The organism is Rhodococcus sp. Q, assembly GCF_005503035.1.
In the GTDB taxonomy this organism is placed as follows: domain Bacteria; phylum Actinomycetota; class Actinomycetes; order Mycobacteriales; family Mycobacteriaceae; genus Rhodococcus_G.
This window is the reverse complement of sequence record NZ_SCOY01000024.1, coordinates 59,446-73,970: the sequence shown is the minus strand read 5'-3', so window position 1 is coordinate 73,970 and position 14,525 is coordinate 59,446. Positions and strand designations below refer to the sequence as shown.

General features: G+C 68.1%; 15 protein-coding genes. 5 read left to right on the top strand and 10 right to left on the bottom strand.

Annotated features, from left to right (window positions below; translation table 11 throughout):
* Nucleotides 1–44 precede the first annotated feature (44 nt).
* On the top strand, nt 45–740 hold the full coding sequence (locus tag FFS72_RS19605; RefSeq protein WP_137875495.1) for a hypothetical protein: 696 nt from the start codon (nt 45–47) through the stop codon (nt 738–740).
* Nucleotides 741–814: 74 nt separating this feature from the next.
* Nucleotides 815–1,558, top strand: a complete 744-nt coding sequence (locus tag FFS72_RS19600) for a queuosine precursor transporter (RefSeq protein ID WP_171018751.1) — start codon at nt 815–817, stop codon at nt 1,556–1,558.
* Nucleotides 1,559–1,603: 45 nt separating this feature from the next.
* On the opposite strand, the gene FFS72_RS27010 is transcribed toward FFS72_RS19600, so the two are convergent.
* From FFS72_RS27010 to FFS72_RS19575, 5 genes are all read right to left on the bottom strand, one after another.
* Nucleotides 1,604–2,176 carry a DUF4190 domain-containing protein gene (locus FFS72_RS27010; protein WP_137875485.1) on the bottom strand — a complete coding sequence of 191 codons (573 nt, stop codon included), beginning with the start codon at nt 2,174–2,176 and terminating at the stop codon, nt 1,604–1,606.
* 48 nt (nt 2,177–2,224) lie between these two features.
* Nucleotides 2,225–3,499 (bottom strand): tRNA guanosine(34) transglycosylase Tgt, encoded by a 1,275-nt coding sequence (tgt, locus tag FFS72_RS19590; protein WP_137875494.1) that lies wholly within the window; start codon nt 3,497–3,499, stop codon nt 2,225–2,227.
* A 14-nt stretch (nt 3,500–3,513) separates the two neighbouring features.
* Nucleotides 3,514–5,424 carry an ABC transporter ATP-binding protein gene (locus tag FFS72_RS19585; RefSeq protein ID WP_137875493.1) on the bottom strand — a complete coding sequence of 637 codons (1,911 nt, stop codon included), beginning with the start codon at nt 5,422–5,424 and terminating at the stop codon, nt 3,514–3,516.
* Nucleotides 5,425–5,426: 2 nt separating this feature from the next.
* Entirely contained in the window at nt 5,427–7,160 is a 1,734-nt protein-coding gene (locus tag FFS72_RS19580; protein WP_137875484.1) for an ABC transporter ATP-binding protein, read from the bottom strand.
* A gap of 82 nt (nt 7,161–7,242) precedes the next feature.
* A complete protein-coding gene (locus FFS72_RS19575) occupies nt 7,243–7,698 on the bottom strand; it encodes an RrF2 family transcriptional regulator (protein ID WP_050067364.1) in 456 nt (151 codons plus the stop codon).
* Nucleotides 7,699–7,824: 126 nt separating this feature from the next.
* Here FFS72_RS19575 and FFS72_RS27145 point away from each other — a divergent pair, with 126 nt between their 5' ends.
* Nucleotides 7,825–7,899 carry a putative leader peptide gene (locus tag FFS72_RS27145; RefSeq protein ID WP_367379658.1) on the top strand — a complete coding sequence of 25 codons (75 nt, stop codon included), beginning with the start codon at nt 7,825–7,827 and terminating at the stop codon, nt 7,897–7,899.
* Nucleotides 7,900–7,954: 55 nt separating this feature from the next.
* Nucleotides 7,955–9,073, top strand: coding sequence for an LLM class flavin-dependent oxidoreductase (locus FFS72_RS19570; RefSeq protein ID WP_137875483.1), 1,119 nt, complete (start codon nt 7,955–7,957; stop codon nt 9,071–9,073).
* Here the strand turns inward: FFS72_RS19570 and FFS72_RS19565 are convergent.
* Nucleotides 9,063–10,670 carry an alpha/beta hydrolase gene (locus tag FFS72_RS19565; RefSeq protein ID WP_137875482.1) on the bottom strand — a complete coding sequence of 536 codons (1,608 nt, stop codon included), beginning with the start codon at nt 10,668–10,670 and terminating at the stop codon, nt 9,063–9,065. The two genes, FFS72_RS19570 and FFS72_RS19565, sit on opposite strands and share 11 nt — an antisense overlap.
* Entirely contained in the window at nt 10,670–10,963 is a 294-nt protein-coding gene (locus FFS72_RS19560; protein WP_137875481.1) for a hypothetical protein, read from the bottom strand. The genes FFS72_RS19565 and FFS72_RS19560 overlap by 1 nt, the downstream gene beginning before the upstream one ends.
* 177 nt (nt 10,964–11,140) lie before the next feature.
* On the opposite strand from FFS72_RS19560, the gene FFS72_RS19555 reads away from it, so the two are divergent.
* The gene (locus tag FFS72_RS19555) at nt 11,141–12,049 is read left to right on the top strand and encodes a sterol desaturase family protein (protein ID WP_137875480.1); all 909 of its coding nucleotides are present in this window, start codon (nt 11,141–11,143) and stop codon (nt 12,047–12,049) included.
* Here FFS72_RS19555 and FFS72_RS19550 read toward each other — a convergent pair.
* From FFS72_RS19550 to FFS72_RS19540, 3 genes are read right to left on the bottom strand one after another with little or no spacing between them, the layout of a single operon-like run.
* On the bottom strand, nt 12,033–12,716 hold the full coding sequence (locus tag FFS72_RS19550) for a YceI family protein (RefSeq protein WP_137875479.1): 684 nt from the start codon (nt 12,714–12,716) through the stop codon (nt 12,033–12,035). The genes FFS72_RS19555 and FFS72_RS19550 overlap by 17 nt on opposite strands.
* A 46-nt stretch (nt 12,717–12,762) precedes the next feature.
* A complete protein-coding gene (locus FFS72_RS19545) occupies nt 12,763–13,152 on the bottom strand; it encodes a hypothetical protein (RefSeq protein WP_137875478.1) in 390 nt (129 codons plus the stop codon).
* A gap of 58 nt (nt 13,153–13,210) precedes the next feature.
* Nucleotides 13,211–14,458, bottom strand: coding sequence for an alpha/beta hydrolase-fold protein (locus tag FFS72_RS19540; protein ID WP_171018750.1), 1,248 nt, complete (start codon nt 14,456–14,458; stop codon nt 13,211–13,213).
* Nucleotides 14,459–14,525: the final 67 nt, after the last annotated feature.

Sequence of the window (14,525 nt, the reverse complement as noted above, 5' to 3'; positions counted from 1 at the left end):
GAAGCGGCTACCCGCCCCCGCCGAGTGGCGGCTACGGCGCTCCGATCCAGTCCCCGCCCGGCTTCGGCGGCCCGAACGGTACGCCGCAGCTCACTGTCGGTGACGCCCTCGGTTACGCCTGGAACAAGTACAAGGCCAACGCCGGGGTGTGGATCGGCATCCTGGTCATCGCGCTGATCATCAGCCTCGCCGTCAGCGCGATCTTCACCGACTGGGGCTCGATCGGCGACCCGGACAGCGCGTCGTTCTCCGACTCGTTCGACTTCAGCGTGTGGGGACTCATCGGCCGCATCGTCACGACGGTGGTCAGCTACCTCATCTCGGCCGCGTTGATCCGCGGCGCGCTGAACGAACTCGACGGCAACCGGCCCGGTTTCGGCGCGTTCTTCCAGTTCAGCAATGTCGGCGCCATCATCATCGCGAGCTTCCTCGTCGGCATCATGACCGGTATCGGCCTGATCCTGCTGATCATCCCGGGCATCATCATCGCGTTCCTGACCTGGTGGACCCTGGAATTCGTGATCGACCAGGATCAGGACGCGATCACCGCGATCAAGTCCAGCTTCGGCGCGATTTCCCAGCACGTCGGTCCACTGCTGCTGCTGGCGCTCGCATGTGTCGGTCTCAACATCGTCGGCGTGCTGCTGTGCGGCCTCGGACTGCTGGTCAGCATCCCGCTGACGATCATCGCGTCCACCTACGCGTACCGGGTCGTCGTCGGCGGGCGCGTCGCCCCCTGACAGAGTCGTCCACGACCGCGCGGTCGGGCGCGAACCCACTCCGGGTTCGCGCCCGACGTCGTTTCGGTGCTTGGATGGCCGACGTGACAGCATCAGAGCAGGTCGATCAGCAGCCCGAGCACGCCACCTTCGCGCACGTCGCGCGCGGCTACTACCCGACGTTCGTGTCCCTGTTCACCGCGGTGCTGCTCATCTCCAACATCTGTGCGACGAAGGGCGTCGCATTCTTCCCCGAACTCGATGTGACCGTCGGCCCGTTGCAGATCCTGCCGATCATCACCGACGGCGGATTCTTCCTCTTCCCACTCGCCTACATTCTCGGCGACGTCCTGAGCGAGGTGTACGGCTTCAAGGCCACCCGCCGCGCCATCTACCTGGGCTTCGGTGCACTGATCCTGGCATCGGGATGCTTCTGGATCCTGCTCGAGCTGCCGTCCGCCGAGTTCTACGAGAACCAGGCCTCGCTCGAAGCCGTCGTCGGGGTGTACCCGCGACTGCTGCTCGCCGGCCTCGCGGGCTACCTCGTCGGACAGCTGCTGAACTCGCTGGTCATGGTCGCGATCAAGGAGCGGACCAAGGAGAAGTACCTGTGGGCGCGGCTCATCGGGTCCACCGTCGTCGGTGAGTTCGCGGACACCTTGATCTTCTGTGCGATCGCCGCCGGAGCCATCGGCATCAGCACCTGGGACGACTTCGTCAACTACCTGCTCGTCGGATTCCTCTGGAAGACCCTCGTCGAGGTGCTGGTCATGCCCATCACCTACCGCGTCATCGCGTACGTCAAGAAACGCGAACCGACCTACGTCCTGGCCGGCTGACGTCGCCGACGGTCGCGAGCACGGCCCGGTCCGGTCGCAGGACGGTCAGTAGCCGCCGTTGATGCCGACGACGACGAGGCCGAGTACCAGGATGAGAAAGAGTGCGACCCACGCACCGCCGACGACGATTCCCGCGATCGCCAGGCCTCGACCCTGCTGTCCGGTCTGCTTGATCTGGTTGAGCGCGATGATGCCGAGGATGATCCCGACGATCGCGGAAAGCCCGTAGAGGAACCCGAAGCAGGACGTGACCAGCGACCCGATCGCAAGGCCGTTGGTACCGGTGACCATCGGGGCCTGCGGATACGCGCCGTACGGTGCAGCGGGCGGCATCGGGTAGCCGGGCGCCTGGCCATACGGCTGCTGCGGCGCGGGGTACTGCTGCTGCGTCTCGTAGGGCTGAGCCCCGTACGGCTGGGCACCGTACTGCTGGGCTCCGTACTGCTGGGCGCCGTACTGCTGAGTCCCGTAGGGCTCGGTCCCGTAGGGCTGAGCCCCGTACGGCTGTGCCGGGTACGACGGCAGCGGCGGATTCGATAGCTCCGGCGCAGGTGACCCGGCACCTTCCGGCTGCTGCGCCCACGGATTACCGGCGTCGCCGCCGCTGCTGGTCGTCATGCCGCCGATCGTAGCCACCCCGCGGCGCGGACCGGACGCCCGCCACGGTCAGGCGCGGGCGGTGGCGTAGAAGCTGCTGAGCGTCTGCGAGCGCAGGTCGTCGAAGTACCCGCCGTCGATGCTGTCGCGGATCCGGTCGACGAGGCGAATGGTGAACCGCTCGTTGTGGATGGTTGCGAGCGTCGACGCGAGCATCTCCTTCGCCTTGAACAGGTGGTGGATGTACGCGCGCGAGTAGTTGCGGCAGGTGTAGCAGTCGCAGTTCTCGTCGATCGGGTCGAAGTCCCGCCTGAACCGGCTCGTGTTGATGTTGAACCGGCCGTTCTCCGTGTAGATCGCGGCGTTGCGGGCGACCCGGGACGGGTTGACGCAGTCGAAGGTGTCGGCGCCGTTCTCGATCGCGGTGAACAGGTCGTCGGGTTCGCTGATGCCGAGCAGATGCCGCGGCTTGTGCTCGGGCAGTTCCTCGTTGCACCAGCGGACGATGGTGCCGAGGTTCTGCTTCTCCAGCGCGCCGCCGATGCCGTAACCGTCGAAGCCGCGGCCCGTCTCGCCGGCGATCGACTCCAGTCCGCGGCACGCCTGCCTGCGCAGGTCCTCGTACTGTGCGCCCTGCACGACGCCGAACAGCGCCTGGTACGGCCGGTGGGTGCGCTGCGCGGTGAGGCGTTCGTGTTCGGCGATGCACCGCACCGCCCACGCCTGCGTCCGCTGCACCGACTCCTCCTGGTAGGCGCGGGTGTTGAACAGTGTGGTCAGTTCGTCGAACGCGAAGATGATGTCGGCGCCGAGCTGATGCTGGATGCCCATCGACACCTCGGGGGTGAACCGATGCCGCGAACCGTCGCGATGGGACTTGAACGTGACCCCGTCGTCGTCGACGTGCGCGAGCCGTTCCTTGCCCACGGCGATGACGTCGTCGGACTGCACGCCGACGGCCTCCATCGCGAGCACCTTCTTGAACCCGACTCCGAGCGACATCACCTGGAAGCCGCCGCTGTCGGTGAACGTCGGACCCGACCAGTTCATGAACCGGCCGAGACCGCCCGCCTCGTCGACGATGTCGGAACCCGGCTGCAGGTACAGGTGGTAGGCGTTGGCCAGGACTGCCTGCGCGCCCGCCTCCCGGATGGTTTCCGGCAGCACCGCCTTCACGGTGGCGTTGGTGCCGACCGCGATGAACGCGGGCGTCGCGATGTCGCCGTGCGGGGTGTGGATGGTGCCGGTGCGACCGAGCTGACCGGGAATCCGGGTCCCGACCGTGAAGAACGGGTCGTTCGGCGCCGGAACCGGTGCGTCGTCGTTGCTGCTCACGCCGTCCATCCAAGCAGGCCCGGTCACGCCTGCACCTGGGCCGGTCCGGTGAACTGGCTGTGGTACAGCTCCGCGTAGGCGCCGTCCATCTCCAACAGGCGCGCGTGGGTTCCCTGCTCGACGATGTGCCCGTCCTCCATCACGACGATCACGTCGGCGTCGCGGACGGTAGATAGCCGGTGCGCGATGACGAAGCTGGTGCGGTCGCTGCGCAGTGCCGCCGTCGCATGCTGGACGAGCACCTCGGTGCGGGTGTCGACGGAGCTGGTGGCCTCGTCGAGGATGAGGATCGACGGATCGGACAGGAAGGCGCGGGCGATGGTGATGAGCTGCTTCTCACCCGCACTGATGTTGTTGCCCTCCTCGTCGATGACGGTGTCGTAACCCTTGGGGAGGGTGCGCACGAACCGGTCGACGTGGCTCACGCGCGCCGCGGCGATGATCTCGTCCTCGGTGGCCCCGGGGCGTCCGTACGCGATGTTGTCGCGGATCGTGCCGCCGAACAACCAGGTGTCCTGCAGGACCATTCCCATGCGGGATCGCAGGTCGTCGCGCGTCATCGTCGAGATGTCGACACCGTCGAGCAGGATGCGTCCGGCGTTCACCTCGTAGAACCGCATCACCAGGTTCACCAGCGTCGTCTTGCCTGCACCGGTCGGGCCGACGATCGCGATCATCTGCCCCGGCCGCACGATGAGGTTCATGTCGTCGATCAGCGGCGTGTCCTCCTTGTACCGGAAGGACACGTCCTGGAACTCGACCAGACCGCGGTTCGTCGCCGGGGTGGCAGGCTCCTCCGGATCGGGTGACTGCTCGTCCTCGTCGAGCAGCTCGAACACCCGCTCGGCGGACGCGACACCGGACTGCATCAGGTTCATCATCGAGCTGACCTGCGTGATCGGCGCCGTGAACTGGCGCGAGTACTGGATGAACGCCTGCACGTCACCGAGGCTCATCGTGCCGGACGCGACCCGCATGCCGCCGATGACGGCGATGGCCACGTAGTTCAGGTTGCCGAGGAACATGACGGCAGGCTGGATGAGGCCCGAGATGAACTGCGCCTTGAACGCCGATTCGTAGAGGTTGTCGTTCTTCTCGTCGAACGAGGCACGGACCGCGTCCTGCCTGCCGAACGCCTGCACCAGATCGTGGCCGGTGAACGTCTCCTCGATCTGCGCGTTGAGTGCGCCGGTGTTCTGCCACTGCGCGACGAAGTGCTTCTGGGAGCGTTTGGCGACGAACGTGGTCACCAGGATCGACGCGGGCACCGTCAGCACCGCGATCAGCGAGAGCAGCGGCGAGATCCACAGCATCATGCCGAGGATGCCGATCACCGTCAGCACCGCCGTGAGCAGCTGATTGACCGTCTGATTGACCGTCTGGGAGACGTTGTCGATGTCGTTGGTGACACGGGAGAGGATCTCGCCGCGCTTGGTGGTGTCGAAGTAGGACAGCGGCAGGCGGTGCAGCTTCGCCTCGACGTCGGCGCGAAGCTGACGGACGGTGCCCTGCACGATGTTGTTGAGCAGGTACGCCTGCAGCCACGAGAAACCGGATGCGAGCACGAACAGCACGAGGATCAGCACGAGAACCTCGGACAACGCCGTCCAGTCGATCCCGCTGCCGGGTACGACGTTCATGCCGGACACCATGTCGGCGAACGTGTCCTGCCCCTGCGCGCGGAGCGCGTCGACGGCCTGTTCCTTCGTCAGGCCCTCCGGCAGCTGCCTGCCGATCATGCCGTCGAAGATGATGTTGGTGGCGCGGCCCATGATCTTCGGGCTGACGACGCTGAACACGACGCTCAGGGTCGCGAGCAGCATGACGAGCCCGACCTGGAACCGGTGCGGGCGCAGGCGCCGCAGCAGTCGCCGCATCGACGGCACGAAGTTGAGGGCCTTCTTACCCGGCATCGCGGTGGCACCGCCCGGCATACTCACGACGCCTCCTGAGCGGTGAACTGTGACGCGACGATCTCCGCGTAGGTGGGACAGGTCTCGAGTAGTCGGTGGTGAGTGCCGATCCCGACGACGCGGCCGTCGTCGAGCACGATGATCTGGTCGGCGTCGATGATGGTCGACACCCGCTGCGCGACGACGATGACGCAGGCGTCGCGGGTGACGGGCTTCAGCGCGGCACGCAGCCGGGCGTCGGTGCCGAGGTCGAGTGCGGAGAACGAGTCGTCGAACAGATAGATCTCGGCGTTTCGGACGAGAGCGCGGGCGATGGCGATGCGCTGGCGCTGACCGCCGGAGAGGTTGGCGCCGCCCTGGGCGATGGGCGTGTCGAGCCCGGTGGGCGCGGCCTTCACGAAGTCGGCTGCCTGCGCGACCTCCAAGGACCGCCACAGCTCGGCGTCGGTGGCGTCGGGGTTGCCGTAGCGGAGGTTGGTGGCGATGGTGCCGGAGAACAGGAACGGCTTCTGGGGGATCAGGCCGATCGAGCTTCGCAGCCGTGTCGCGTCCAGCCGGCGGACGTCGGCGGCGCCGACCCGCACCTGCCCGGCTGTGGCGTCGATGAGTCGCGGGATCAGGTTGAGGAGCGTGGACTTGCCTGCACCCGTTCCGCCGATGATCGCGGTTGTCATGCCTGGTTCGGCGAGGAAGCTGATGTCTCGTAGAACCGGTTCGTCGGCGCCCTGGAAGGAAAAGGACACGTTCCGCATCTCGACGATGCCGCGGGCACGCCACGTCTCGAGTTCCCGGTCGGGTTCGCTCACGGACGGTTCGGTGTCGAGCACTTCGGAGATGCGTTCGGCGCAGACCGACGCCCGCGGCAGCAGCACCGTCATCACCGTCACCATCATCACCGACATCAGGATCTGCATGATGTAGGTCAGCACCGCGGTGAGCGCACCGATCTCCATCTTGCCCTGGTCGATGAGGTGGGCGCCGAGCCAGAGCACGGAGATACTCGTCAGGTTCGCGATCATGAGGACCGCGGGGCTCATGAACGCCATCAGTCGGCCGACCCGGAGCGCCACCGACACGAGGCTGTCGTTGGTCTCGCCGAACCGCTGCACCTCGTCGCGTTCCCGCACGAACGCCCGCACCACCCGGATGCCGGTGATCTGCTCGCGCAACACCCGGTTGATCGCGTCGATCCGGACCTGCATGGACCGGAACTCGGGGACCATCTTCCGGACCACCAGGAACATGGTCAGGGCCAGCACCGGCACGGCGACGGCGAGTACCCAGGCCAGGCCCTGCGACTGCTCGATCGACATGACGACGCCACCGATGCACATGATCGGCGCCGCGACGAGGATCGTGCAGGAGATGACGACGACCATCTGGATCTGCTGGACGTCGTTGGTGTTCCGGGTGATCAGCGACGGTGCGCCGAACAGACCGACCTCCCGTGACGAGAAGTCGCCGACCCGGTACATGACGGCACGGCGCAGGTCCCGGCCGAGACCGATCGCCGCGCGGGCGCCGAAGTAGACGGCGCCGATGCTGCAGACGATCTGCAGGCCGGTGATCAGCAGCATGACACCGCCGGTGGACAGGACGACACTCGTGTCGCCCTTGGTGACTCCGTCGTCGATGATCCTCGCGTTGAGGGTCGGCAGATAGAGCGACGCCATCGTGGAGATCAACTGCAGTGCGATCACACCAGCAAGTTCGGCCCGGTACGGCCGCAGGTAAGTCCGCAGCAGGGAGTACAGCATAGTGACCGAGGCTACCAACCAGCCTGTTTGCAGGCCGGTTACCGGTCGTGTACTCGGCTCACGATCTTGCGGCGGTCAACCGTCAACGACGACGCCACGCCTCCGGGTCAGCTGTCAGTTTGCCGACGAAGTCGGGAAGCGCACCCGACGCGACGTCCGCGATCGTCACCGCTTCGAGGACCGCGCGCAGATTCACCCGCACCGCGATCCACACGTCCCGCAACGGCTTCGCGGGCCCGCCGTACTCGACCTCCTCCGGACGTTCCCCTCGGACGGAGGCGAGGGGGCCCTCGATCGCGCGGATGACGTCGGCGACGGCGATCTCCTCCGGGGGCCGAGCGAGCCAGTAGCCGCCGTCCGGTCCGCGACGACTCTGCACCAGCTCGGCGCGCCGGAGGTCGCCGAGGACGGCCTCGAGAAACTTGTGCGGGATGGACTGGGCGGCCGCGAGGTGCTCGGCCTTGACCGGCGGGGAATCGGCCGCGGCGATCTCGACGAGGGTGCGCACGGCGTAGTCGACCTTCGCGCTGATGTGCACCGATCACTCCTCGTCGCCGGGCCCGGACGGGCGTCGCGGGAAATTCCTATCACGGGGGTATGGAATCGCCAAGAGTTTCGTCGCGACGGATTGACAGCATCTGCTCTGCACTGCGAACCTGAACACATGTCCGGTCTGCCCACGCTCACGGTTCGACGCCACGTCGACCTTCTGCGTGTCGCCGGTGCGCTCTGTACGTAGGTAGTGCCCCAACACTTCCCGCACACACCGCACCCTCCTCGACTCCGGAGACCCCATGAGCGTCGATCTGCACTGGTTCCTGCCCACCGCCGGCGACGGCCGCGGCATCGTGGACAACTCGAACTCCTCGAACGCCGACCCTCGCACCGCGGGCGAACGCGCACCCACCCTCGACTATCTGACCCAGGTCGCGCGTGCCGCCGAGGCGGCCGGATTCACCGGCGTCCTCACCCCGACCGGAACCCACTGCGAGGACGCGTGGCTGACGACGGCGGCACTGATCCCGCTGACGACCCGGCTCAAGTTCCTCGTCGCGTTCCGGCCCGGCGCCATCTCCCCGACCCTGGCCGCGCAGATGGCGTCGAGCTTCCAGCGACTCTCGGGTGGGCGACTGCTGCTCAACGTGGTGACCGGCGGCGACTCGATCGAGCAGCAGCAGTTCGGCGACTGGCTGACCAAGGACCAGCGCTACGCCCGGACCGCCGAGTTCATGCAGGCACTGCGCGGCGCCTGGGGCGACGCCCCGTTCGACTTCGCGGGCGAGCACTACACCCTCGCGGGTGCCACGACCTCAGCGCCGCCGAACCCGGTGCCGCCGTTGTACTTCGGCGGATCCTCCGAGGCCGCGCTGCCCGTCGCCGGCCAGCACGCCGACGTCTACCTCACCTGGGGTGAGCCGCCCGCCGCCGTGGCCGCGAAGATTGCCGCCGTTCGCGCGGAAGCCGAACGCGCCGGCCGCACGATCCGATTCGGGATCCGGTTGCACGTCATCACCCGCGACACCTCCGCCGAGGCGTGGGCGGTGACCGAGAAGATGCTCGCCGGGCTCGATCCCGACGCGATCGCCGCCACCGCGGCCCGATTCGCGAACGCCGAATCGGAGGGGCAGCGCCGGATGACCGCCCTGCATGCGGGCAGTACCGCGAATCTGGAGATCGCCCCGAACCTGTGGGCCGGTGTCGGGCTGGTCCGGGGCGGCGCGGGTACGGCGCTGGTCGGCAGCCACACCGAGGTCGCGGACCGCATCGAGGAGTACCACGCGGCAGGCATCGACGAGTTCGTCCTCTCCGGGTACCCGCACGTCGAGGAGGCGTTCTGGTTCGGCGAGGGTGTTCGGCCGATCCTGGCCCGCCGCGGTCTGCTCGCGGACACCCCGGCGCTCGTCAACGCGTAGCCGGTGACGTGACCGCACCGTCGGGCAGTCCCGCGACGACCGCGCCGACGTTGTGCCGACTCGTGCTGCCCTCCTCGAGGTACGCACTGTGACCACGGGATTCACCGCCGAACGGTCCGTCGTTCGTGGCCAGGGCGGTGACGCCGGGCAGGGTGCTGGGGTCGGGTCCGTACGCGCCGAGGTCCGCGACCACGTCACCGTCTGCCTCGCCGACGTAGACGTGCCCTGGGGGTAGGCCGAGGTCGGCGACGTCACCGGTGCCGACGCCCGGCGAACCGAGGAACACCGCGTCGTCGACGGCGATGTCACCTGCCTGCAGTGCGATCCCGGTCGTCGTCGACCCGTAGGAGTGTCCGACCGCCGTCAGGTGCACACCGTCCGGCCGCGACGCATCCAGTCCGCGGGTGAAGTCCCCGAGACCGGCCGCGCCGGACCGGGCCGCAGCGGTGAGGCCGAGGTCGACGACGGCGTCCCGGACCGCGCCCGCGGGGTCGTCCGCCGAGACCTGCGGCGGCCGGTAGTCGAGCCACACGACGGCCGCCACCTCCTCGTCGGCGCGTCCGGCGGCGACCAGTTGGTGCTGCGCCTCGTCGCGGAGCCCGGCGACGGCGTCCGAGGCGGAGTCCAGATCGTCGCGCACCGTGGTGTTGAGTCCCGGCGTGTAGACCGCGACGTGGTCGGCGGTGTCGACGTTTCCGACGGCGACGGCCGCTCGGATCTCCTCGCCTCCCCCGCGGTAGGCGAGCAGCCTGCGGTCCGGATCCGCGATCGCCGCGGCGACGGCGTCGAGCTCCTCGAGCCGCGCACGTGCCGCCGACGCCCGGGCAAGCTCGAGTTTGCCTGCCGTGCCCGATGTTTCGCGATACAGCCCCTCCTGTTCGATCCGCTCCAGCAGTCGCGTGTACTCACGGCGATCGGCGTCGAGCACCGCCCGGTTGGCGGCGTCCCGAACGCTCCCGGGAAGTCCGTCGAGGTTGCCGATCCAGGCGGGATGCTGCGCCAGGACGGTGCGGCGCTGGTCCTCGGCGAGTGCGGTCCAGTACCGCGCGTTCTCGTCGGCTGCCGACCCCTCCGGCGGCGCGGCGGGGTCGCCGACGATCTCCCGGAGCGCGAGCGCCAACGCCCTGTCCGCCGCGTCGACCGCGTCCAGCGCGGCGGCGATCCGCGCGTCGTACCACCTGGCGCACTCCCCCACCAGGATCCGAATGACGTTCGCGGACAACGAGACACCAACCCAGGGCAGGACCGGGGCTGTGACGCGGCCACTGTCGGAGACCACGAATCCGAACCTCGCCGCCGCCTCGTCCGCCACGTCCAGCGCGACCTCGCGCGCCGCACCGATCTCGGCGGACCCCGATCGCAGTACAGCCGCGGCTGCCGCCCAGTCCCCGAACAGTGTTGCCGCGACACGGCGTTCGCGGTCCGAGCGGTCCACCGCCGCGGCCGCCGCGACCCCGGACCAGACGGTGTCGCGGACCCGCGTGTCGGCGACGTCCACCGCCGCGAACAGCGCCTTCGCCTCCGCATCGAGGTCGCGTGCCCGACGCTCGAGTTCGGCCGGCTCCCACGCGCGCAGCGCGGTCAGGGTGGGACGCATCAGATACCTGCCAGCAGCGCGGCGGTTGCCTCGTCCGTGCCGGCGTATCGGGTCGCCGAGTCGGCAGCCGCGACGGACATCGCCCGCAGCCGCAGCGCCGTCTCCGACACCACGCGACCCGCCGCCGGCGACAGCTCCGCCAACACGGCCGCCGTATCCGATCCCGGCAGCGCCGACGCCGACGCGTCGATGGGAGTCATCGGGTCGGTTTCCGCGACGCGTTCCGCCGCGGTCACCAGGTCGCCTGTCAATGCGCACACCCCGGCGATGTCGACGGTCATCTCCACTGTCATGTCGCTCCCCCTGATCTCGGTGACCTCTGATCCACCCGGGACGCTAACCGCACCGCGACCACCGGCCGGGCCGTCCACAGGCTGCTGTCAACAGGGGAACCGGATGCGGCAGCGCTGCGTCCCACGGGTTCGGGCGATTGCCGGATCCGGGGCGGCCGGCGGGTCCACACTGCTTACATGTTTGATCTGCCCGACGTGTGGAACTCCCTGCCGGTGCCGCTGCGCGACCCCGTTGCCCTCGCGATTCCGTTCTTCGTGCTCTTCCTCGCAATCGAGTGGATCGCGGCGCGGCACCTCACCGAACCGCGGATCGACGACGCCGGGCGCACGCATCCCCCGGAGGGCGGGTACGAGCAGCGGGATGCGCGAGCGAGCGTCTCCATGGGCCTGGTGTCGGTGGCGACCAGTGCCGCGTGGAAGGCGCTCGGCCTGGTCGCCTACGCGGCGATCTACGCGTACCTCGCGCCGTGGCACCTGCCGGTGGACGCCTGGTACACGTGGGTGATCCTGATCGTCGGCGTCGACTTCCTCTTCTACTGGTATCACCGGATCGCGCACCGGGTCCGGGTCGTGTGGGCGACCCATCAGGCGCATCACTCCAGCGAGTACTACAACTTCGCGACCGCGCTGCGTCAGAAGTGGAACAACAGCGGCGAGATCGTCATGTGGATCCCCTTGCCGCTCATCGGCATTCCACCGTGGATGGTGTTCGTCGGATTCAGCGTCAACCTGGTGTTCCAATTCTTCGTGCACACCGAGCACGTCGACCGTCTGCCCCGGCCGATCGAGTACGTCTTCAACACCCCGTCACACCACCGGGTGCATCACGGCTGTGACCCCGAATACCTGGACCGGAACTACGGCGGAATCCTCATCCTCTGGGACCGGATGTTCGGCACCTTCCAGGAGGAGACGCACCGGCCCACGTACGGGCTGACGAAACCGGTCGGCACCTACAACATCCTCACGCTGCAGGGCCACGAGTACGCCGCGATAGGGCGCGACGTCGCCGCCGCCGACACCTGGCGGCACAAGTTCGGCTACGTGTTCGGACCGCCCGGGTGGAAACCTACTTCTGCAGGCTGACGAGGAAGTCGACGGTGCCTGTCCCGTCGACGGTGACGAACCCGAGCGACGGCGGCGTGACACCGAAGTCGGTCCACGTGACGGGGATCGAACCGGACGCGATCAGGTCCGTTCCCGATCGCAGGACCTCGACGTCGACGGTGACGGGACGCGTGACGCCCTTCAGCGTCAGCGTGCCGTTCGCGGTGACGATCGCGGTGCTGCCGTCGGTGGGGACGCCCGCCAGGTCGACGGGGCCGTCCAGGGTGAACGTCGCGGTCGGGAACTCGTCGGTGTTCATGACCATGCCTTGGAACTGCCCGTCGCGGCGCGAGTTGTCGGTCGCGATCGACGCGACCTGAACCGTGACGTCGGCAGCCGTCAACTTGTCGGCGTCCACCGTCGCGCTGCCCGAGACCTCACCGGTGCTGCCGACGACGGTCACGCTGGCACCGTTGAGGATCTCGTGCACCGTGTAGCCGGCCGCCGTCGTGTTGGGGTCCGTCCCCGGCACGACGGTCCACTGGCCGTTGACGTCGCCCTCCGCGGCCTGCGCCCCCGACGTGGACACCGCCGCGGCGGGCGCGTCGTCCTCGGCGATCCAGGTCCCGTAGATCCACGGGCCGGCGGCGACCGCCAGCACCGCGAGCACCGCTATGCCTCCGATGATCCACCACCGCTTCGCCATGACGGCCAGCGTAAGGGCACCCAGGCCTACGCGCCGGGGACGAGGGTCAGCAGTTGTCGTACACCCACTCGCCGTCGACGTACCGCCACGTCATCGGCGCCTTGTTGCCCTTCCCGTCGAAGGAGGTCGCGACCACGGTCGCCGAGTCGCCGTCCATGGTGATGGCGAGTTCCTGCGGACCGGAGAAGTCGCGGCCCTCGTACGCCTTCGCGGCTGCCGCGACGTAGTCCTCGCGGCTGTACATGTCCTGGCACCGCTGCGACAGGTGGTCGTAGTCCGTGGTCCAGTCGGCCGTCTGCAACCGGGAGTACTGGGCGTCGAGAGCGGTGCGCAGACTGTCCTCGGTCGGCGCCGCCGACGAGTCGTCCGACGAACATCCGGTCAACGCCAACATCGCCGCACCGGCGAGCGAGATCACGATCGAAGCCTTCATCATCGGGACATGGTTACCAGATCGCCCGATCGCCCGTACCCGGTCCGACGAAATCCGTGAGCTACCTGCCAGCTCCGGCGCCAACCACCCCGGTCGTGGTTGGCTGCGGAGCAACGTCGGTCCCGGTCGTATCCGTGCTCGGTGTGGGAGCCGCCGAGGTTGTCGGCGACGTCGGGACGGAAGACTCCGTGGTGGACTTCGTCGCGGCGGGATCCGCGGCCACCTCGGGCTTCGCGCTGACGAGCAGAGCTGTCGATTGTCCTTGCTCGTACTTGCGCAGAGCGTCCTCGAGGCGAGCCGCTTCCTCCCCGTCGGTGCGAATCCAGCGGTTCCAGGTGTGAGCGCCTGCGGTGTAGATGAAGTCGACCGGCAGACCGAGGATCGCGGCCTGGGCGTTGAGCAACACCGCCGACGTGAAGGAGGCGAGTTCCAGGACGCCGCCGATGGCCACATGCGCGAGGCCGCCCTGGGCGATCATCTCGTCCCACTCGGCCTTGGAGGCGACCAGGCCGTTGCCGGTGGAGACGATGATCGTCTGCCCGTTGGCCTTCGCCTCGGCGATCCGGGCCGCGACGTCGTTGTCGCCCCACGTGTTGCCGGGCAGGAAGGGGTTGCCCCACATGGCGTCGAACCCGTTGGACACGCCGTGACGCGAGGACAGGGTGAGCGGGACCGCGAGGTATCCCAGGAGACTGTCGGTCTGGTAGTAGCCGGATCGCGACACCGCGACCGAGAACACCTCCGGGTATTTCAGTGCCAGGTTGACGGCCTGCCCGCCGGCGATCGAGAGCCCGGACACGGCATTCCCGGACGTTCCGATGTCGAAGCGTTCGTTCAGGAACACCGGAAGTTCCTCACCGACAAAGGTTTCCCACTGCGGGGTGAAGGTGTTTCCTTCGTAGGTGGTGAGGGGTTTGCCGTTGTTGTCGACCGGGGTCGACTGCCAGTTCGACGACCAGGTTTTCGCAGAGTCGGGGATGGCCACGAGGTTGTACTCGGTGCCGTAGAGCTCGCCCCGGCCATTGGCGCTGGGGTCGCTGAGGGTACCCAGGAAGTAGGCGGCCTGTTCGGATCCTCCGGCCTGCCTGTCGGAGGGCCGGACCTTCACGGTCACCGACGTCTGCATGGATTCCGACCACACCCAGCACGTCTGGATGTTCTGAGCGCGTTCGTTGTCGTCGGTGTACGCGCATCCGTCGCGGACGGTGGTCGGGGCGACCGCGTAGGCCGGTCCTGCCGTTGCGGCGCCGAGACCGATCGCGGTGGCCAGGGTCACGGCGGCGAGTGCACCGCGTCGGCGGGTGGTCATGGATGTCGGGTGGACCCGGGATGACGCGTAGTCAGGCGAAGACATTAGGGAAGCCTAACCAATCCTG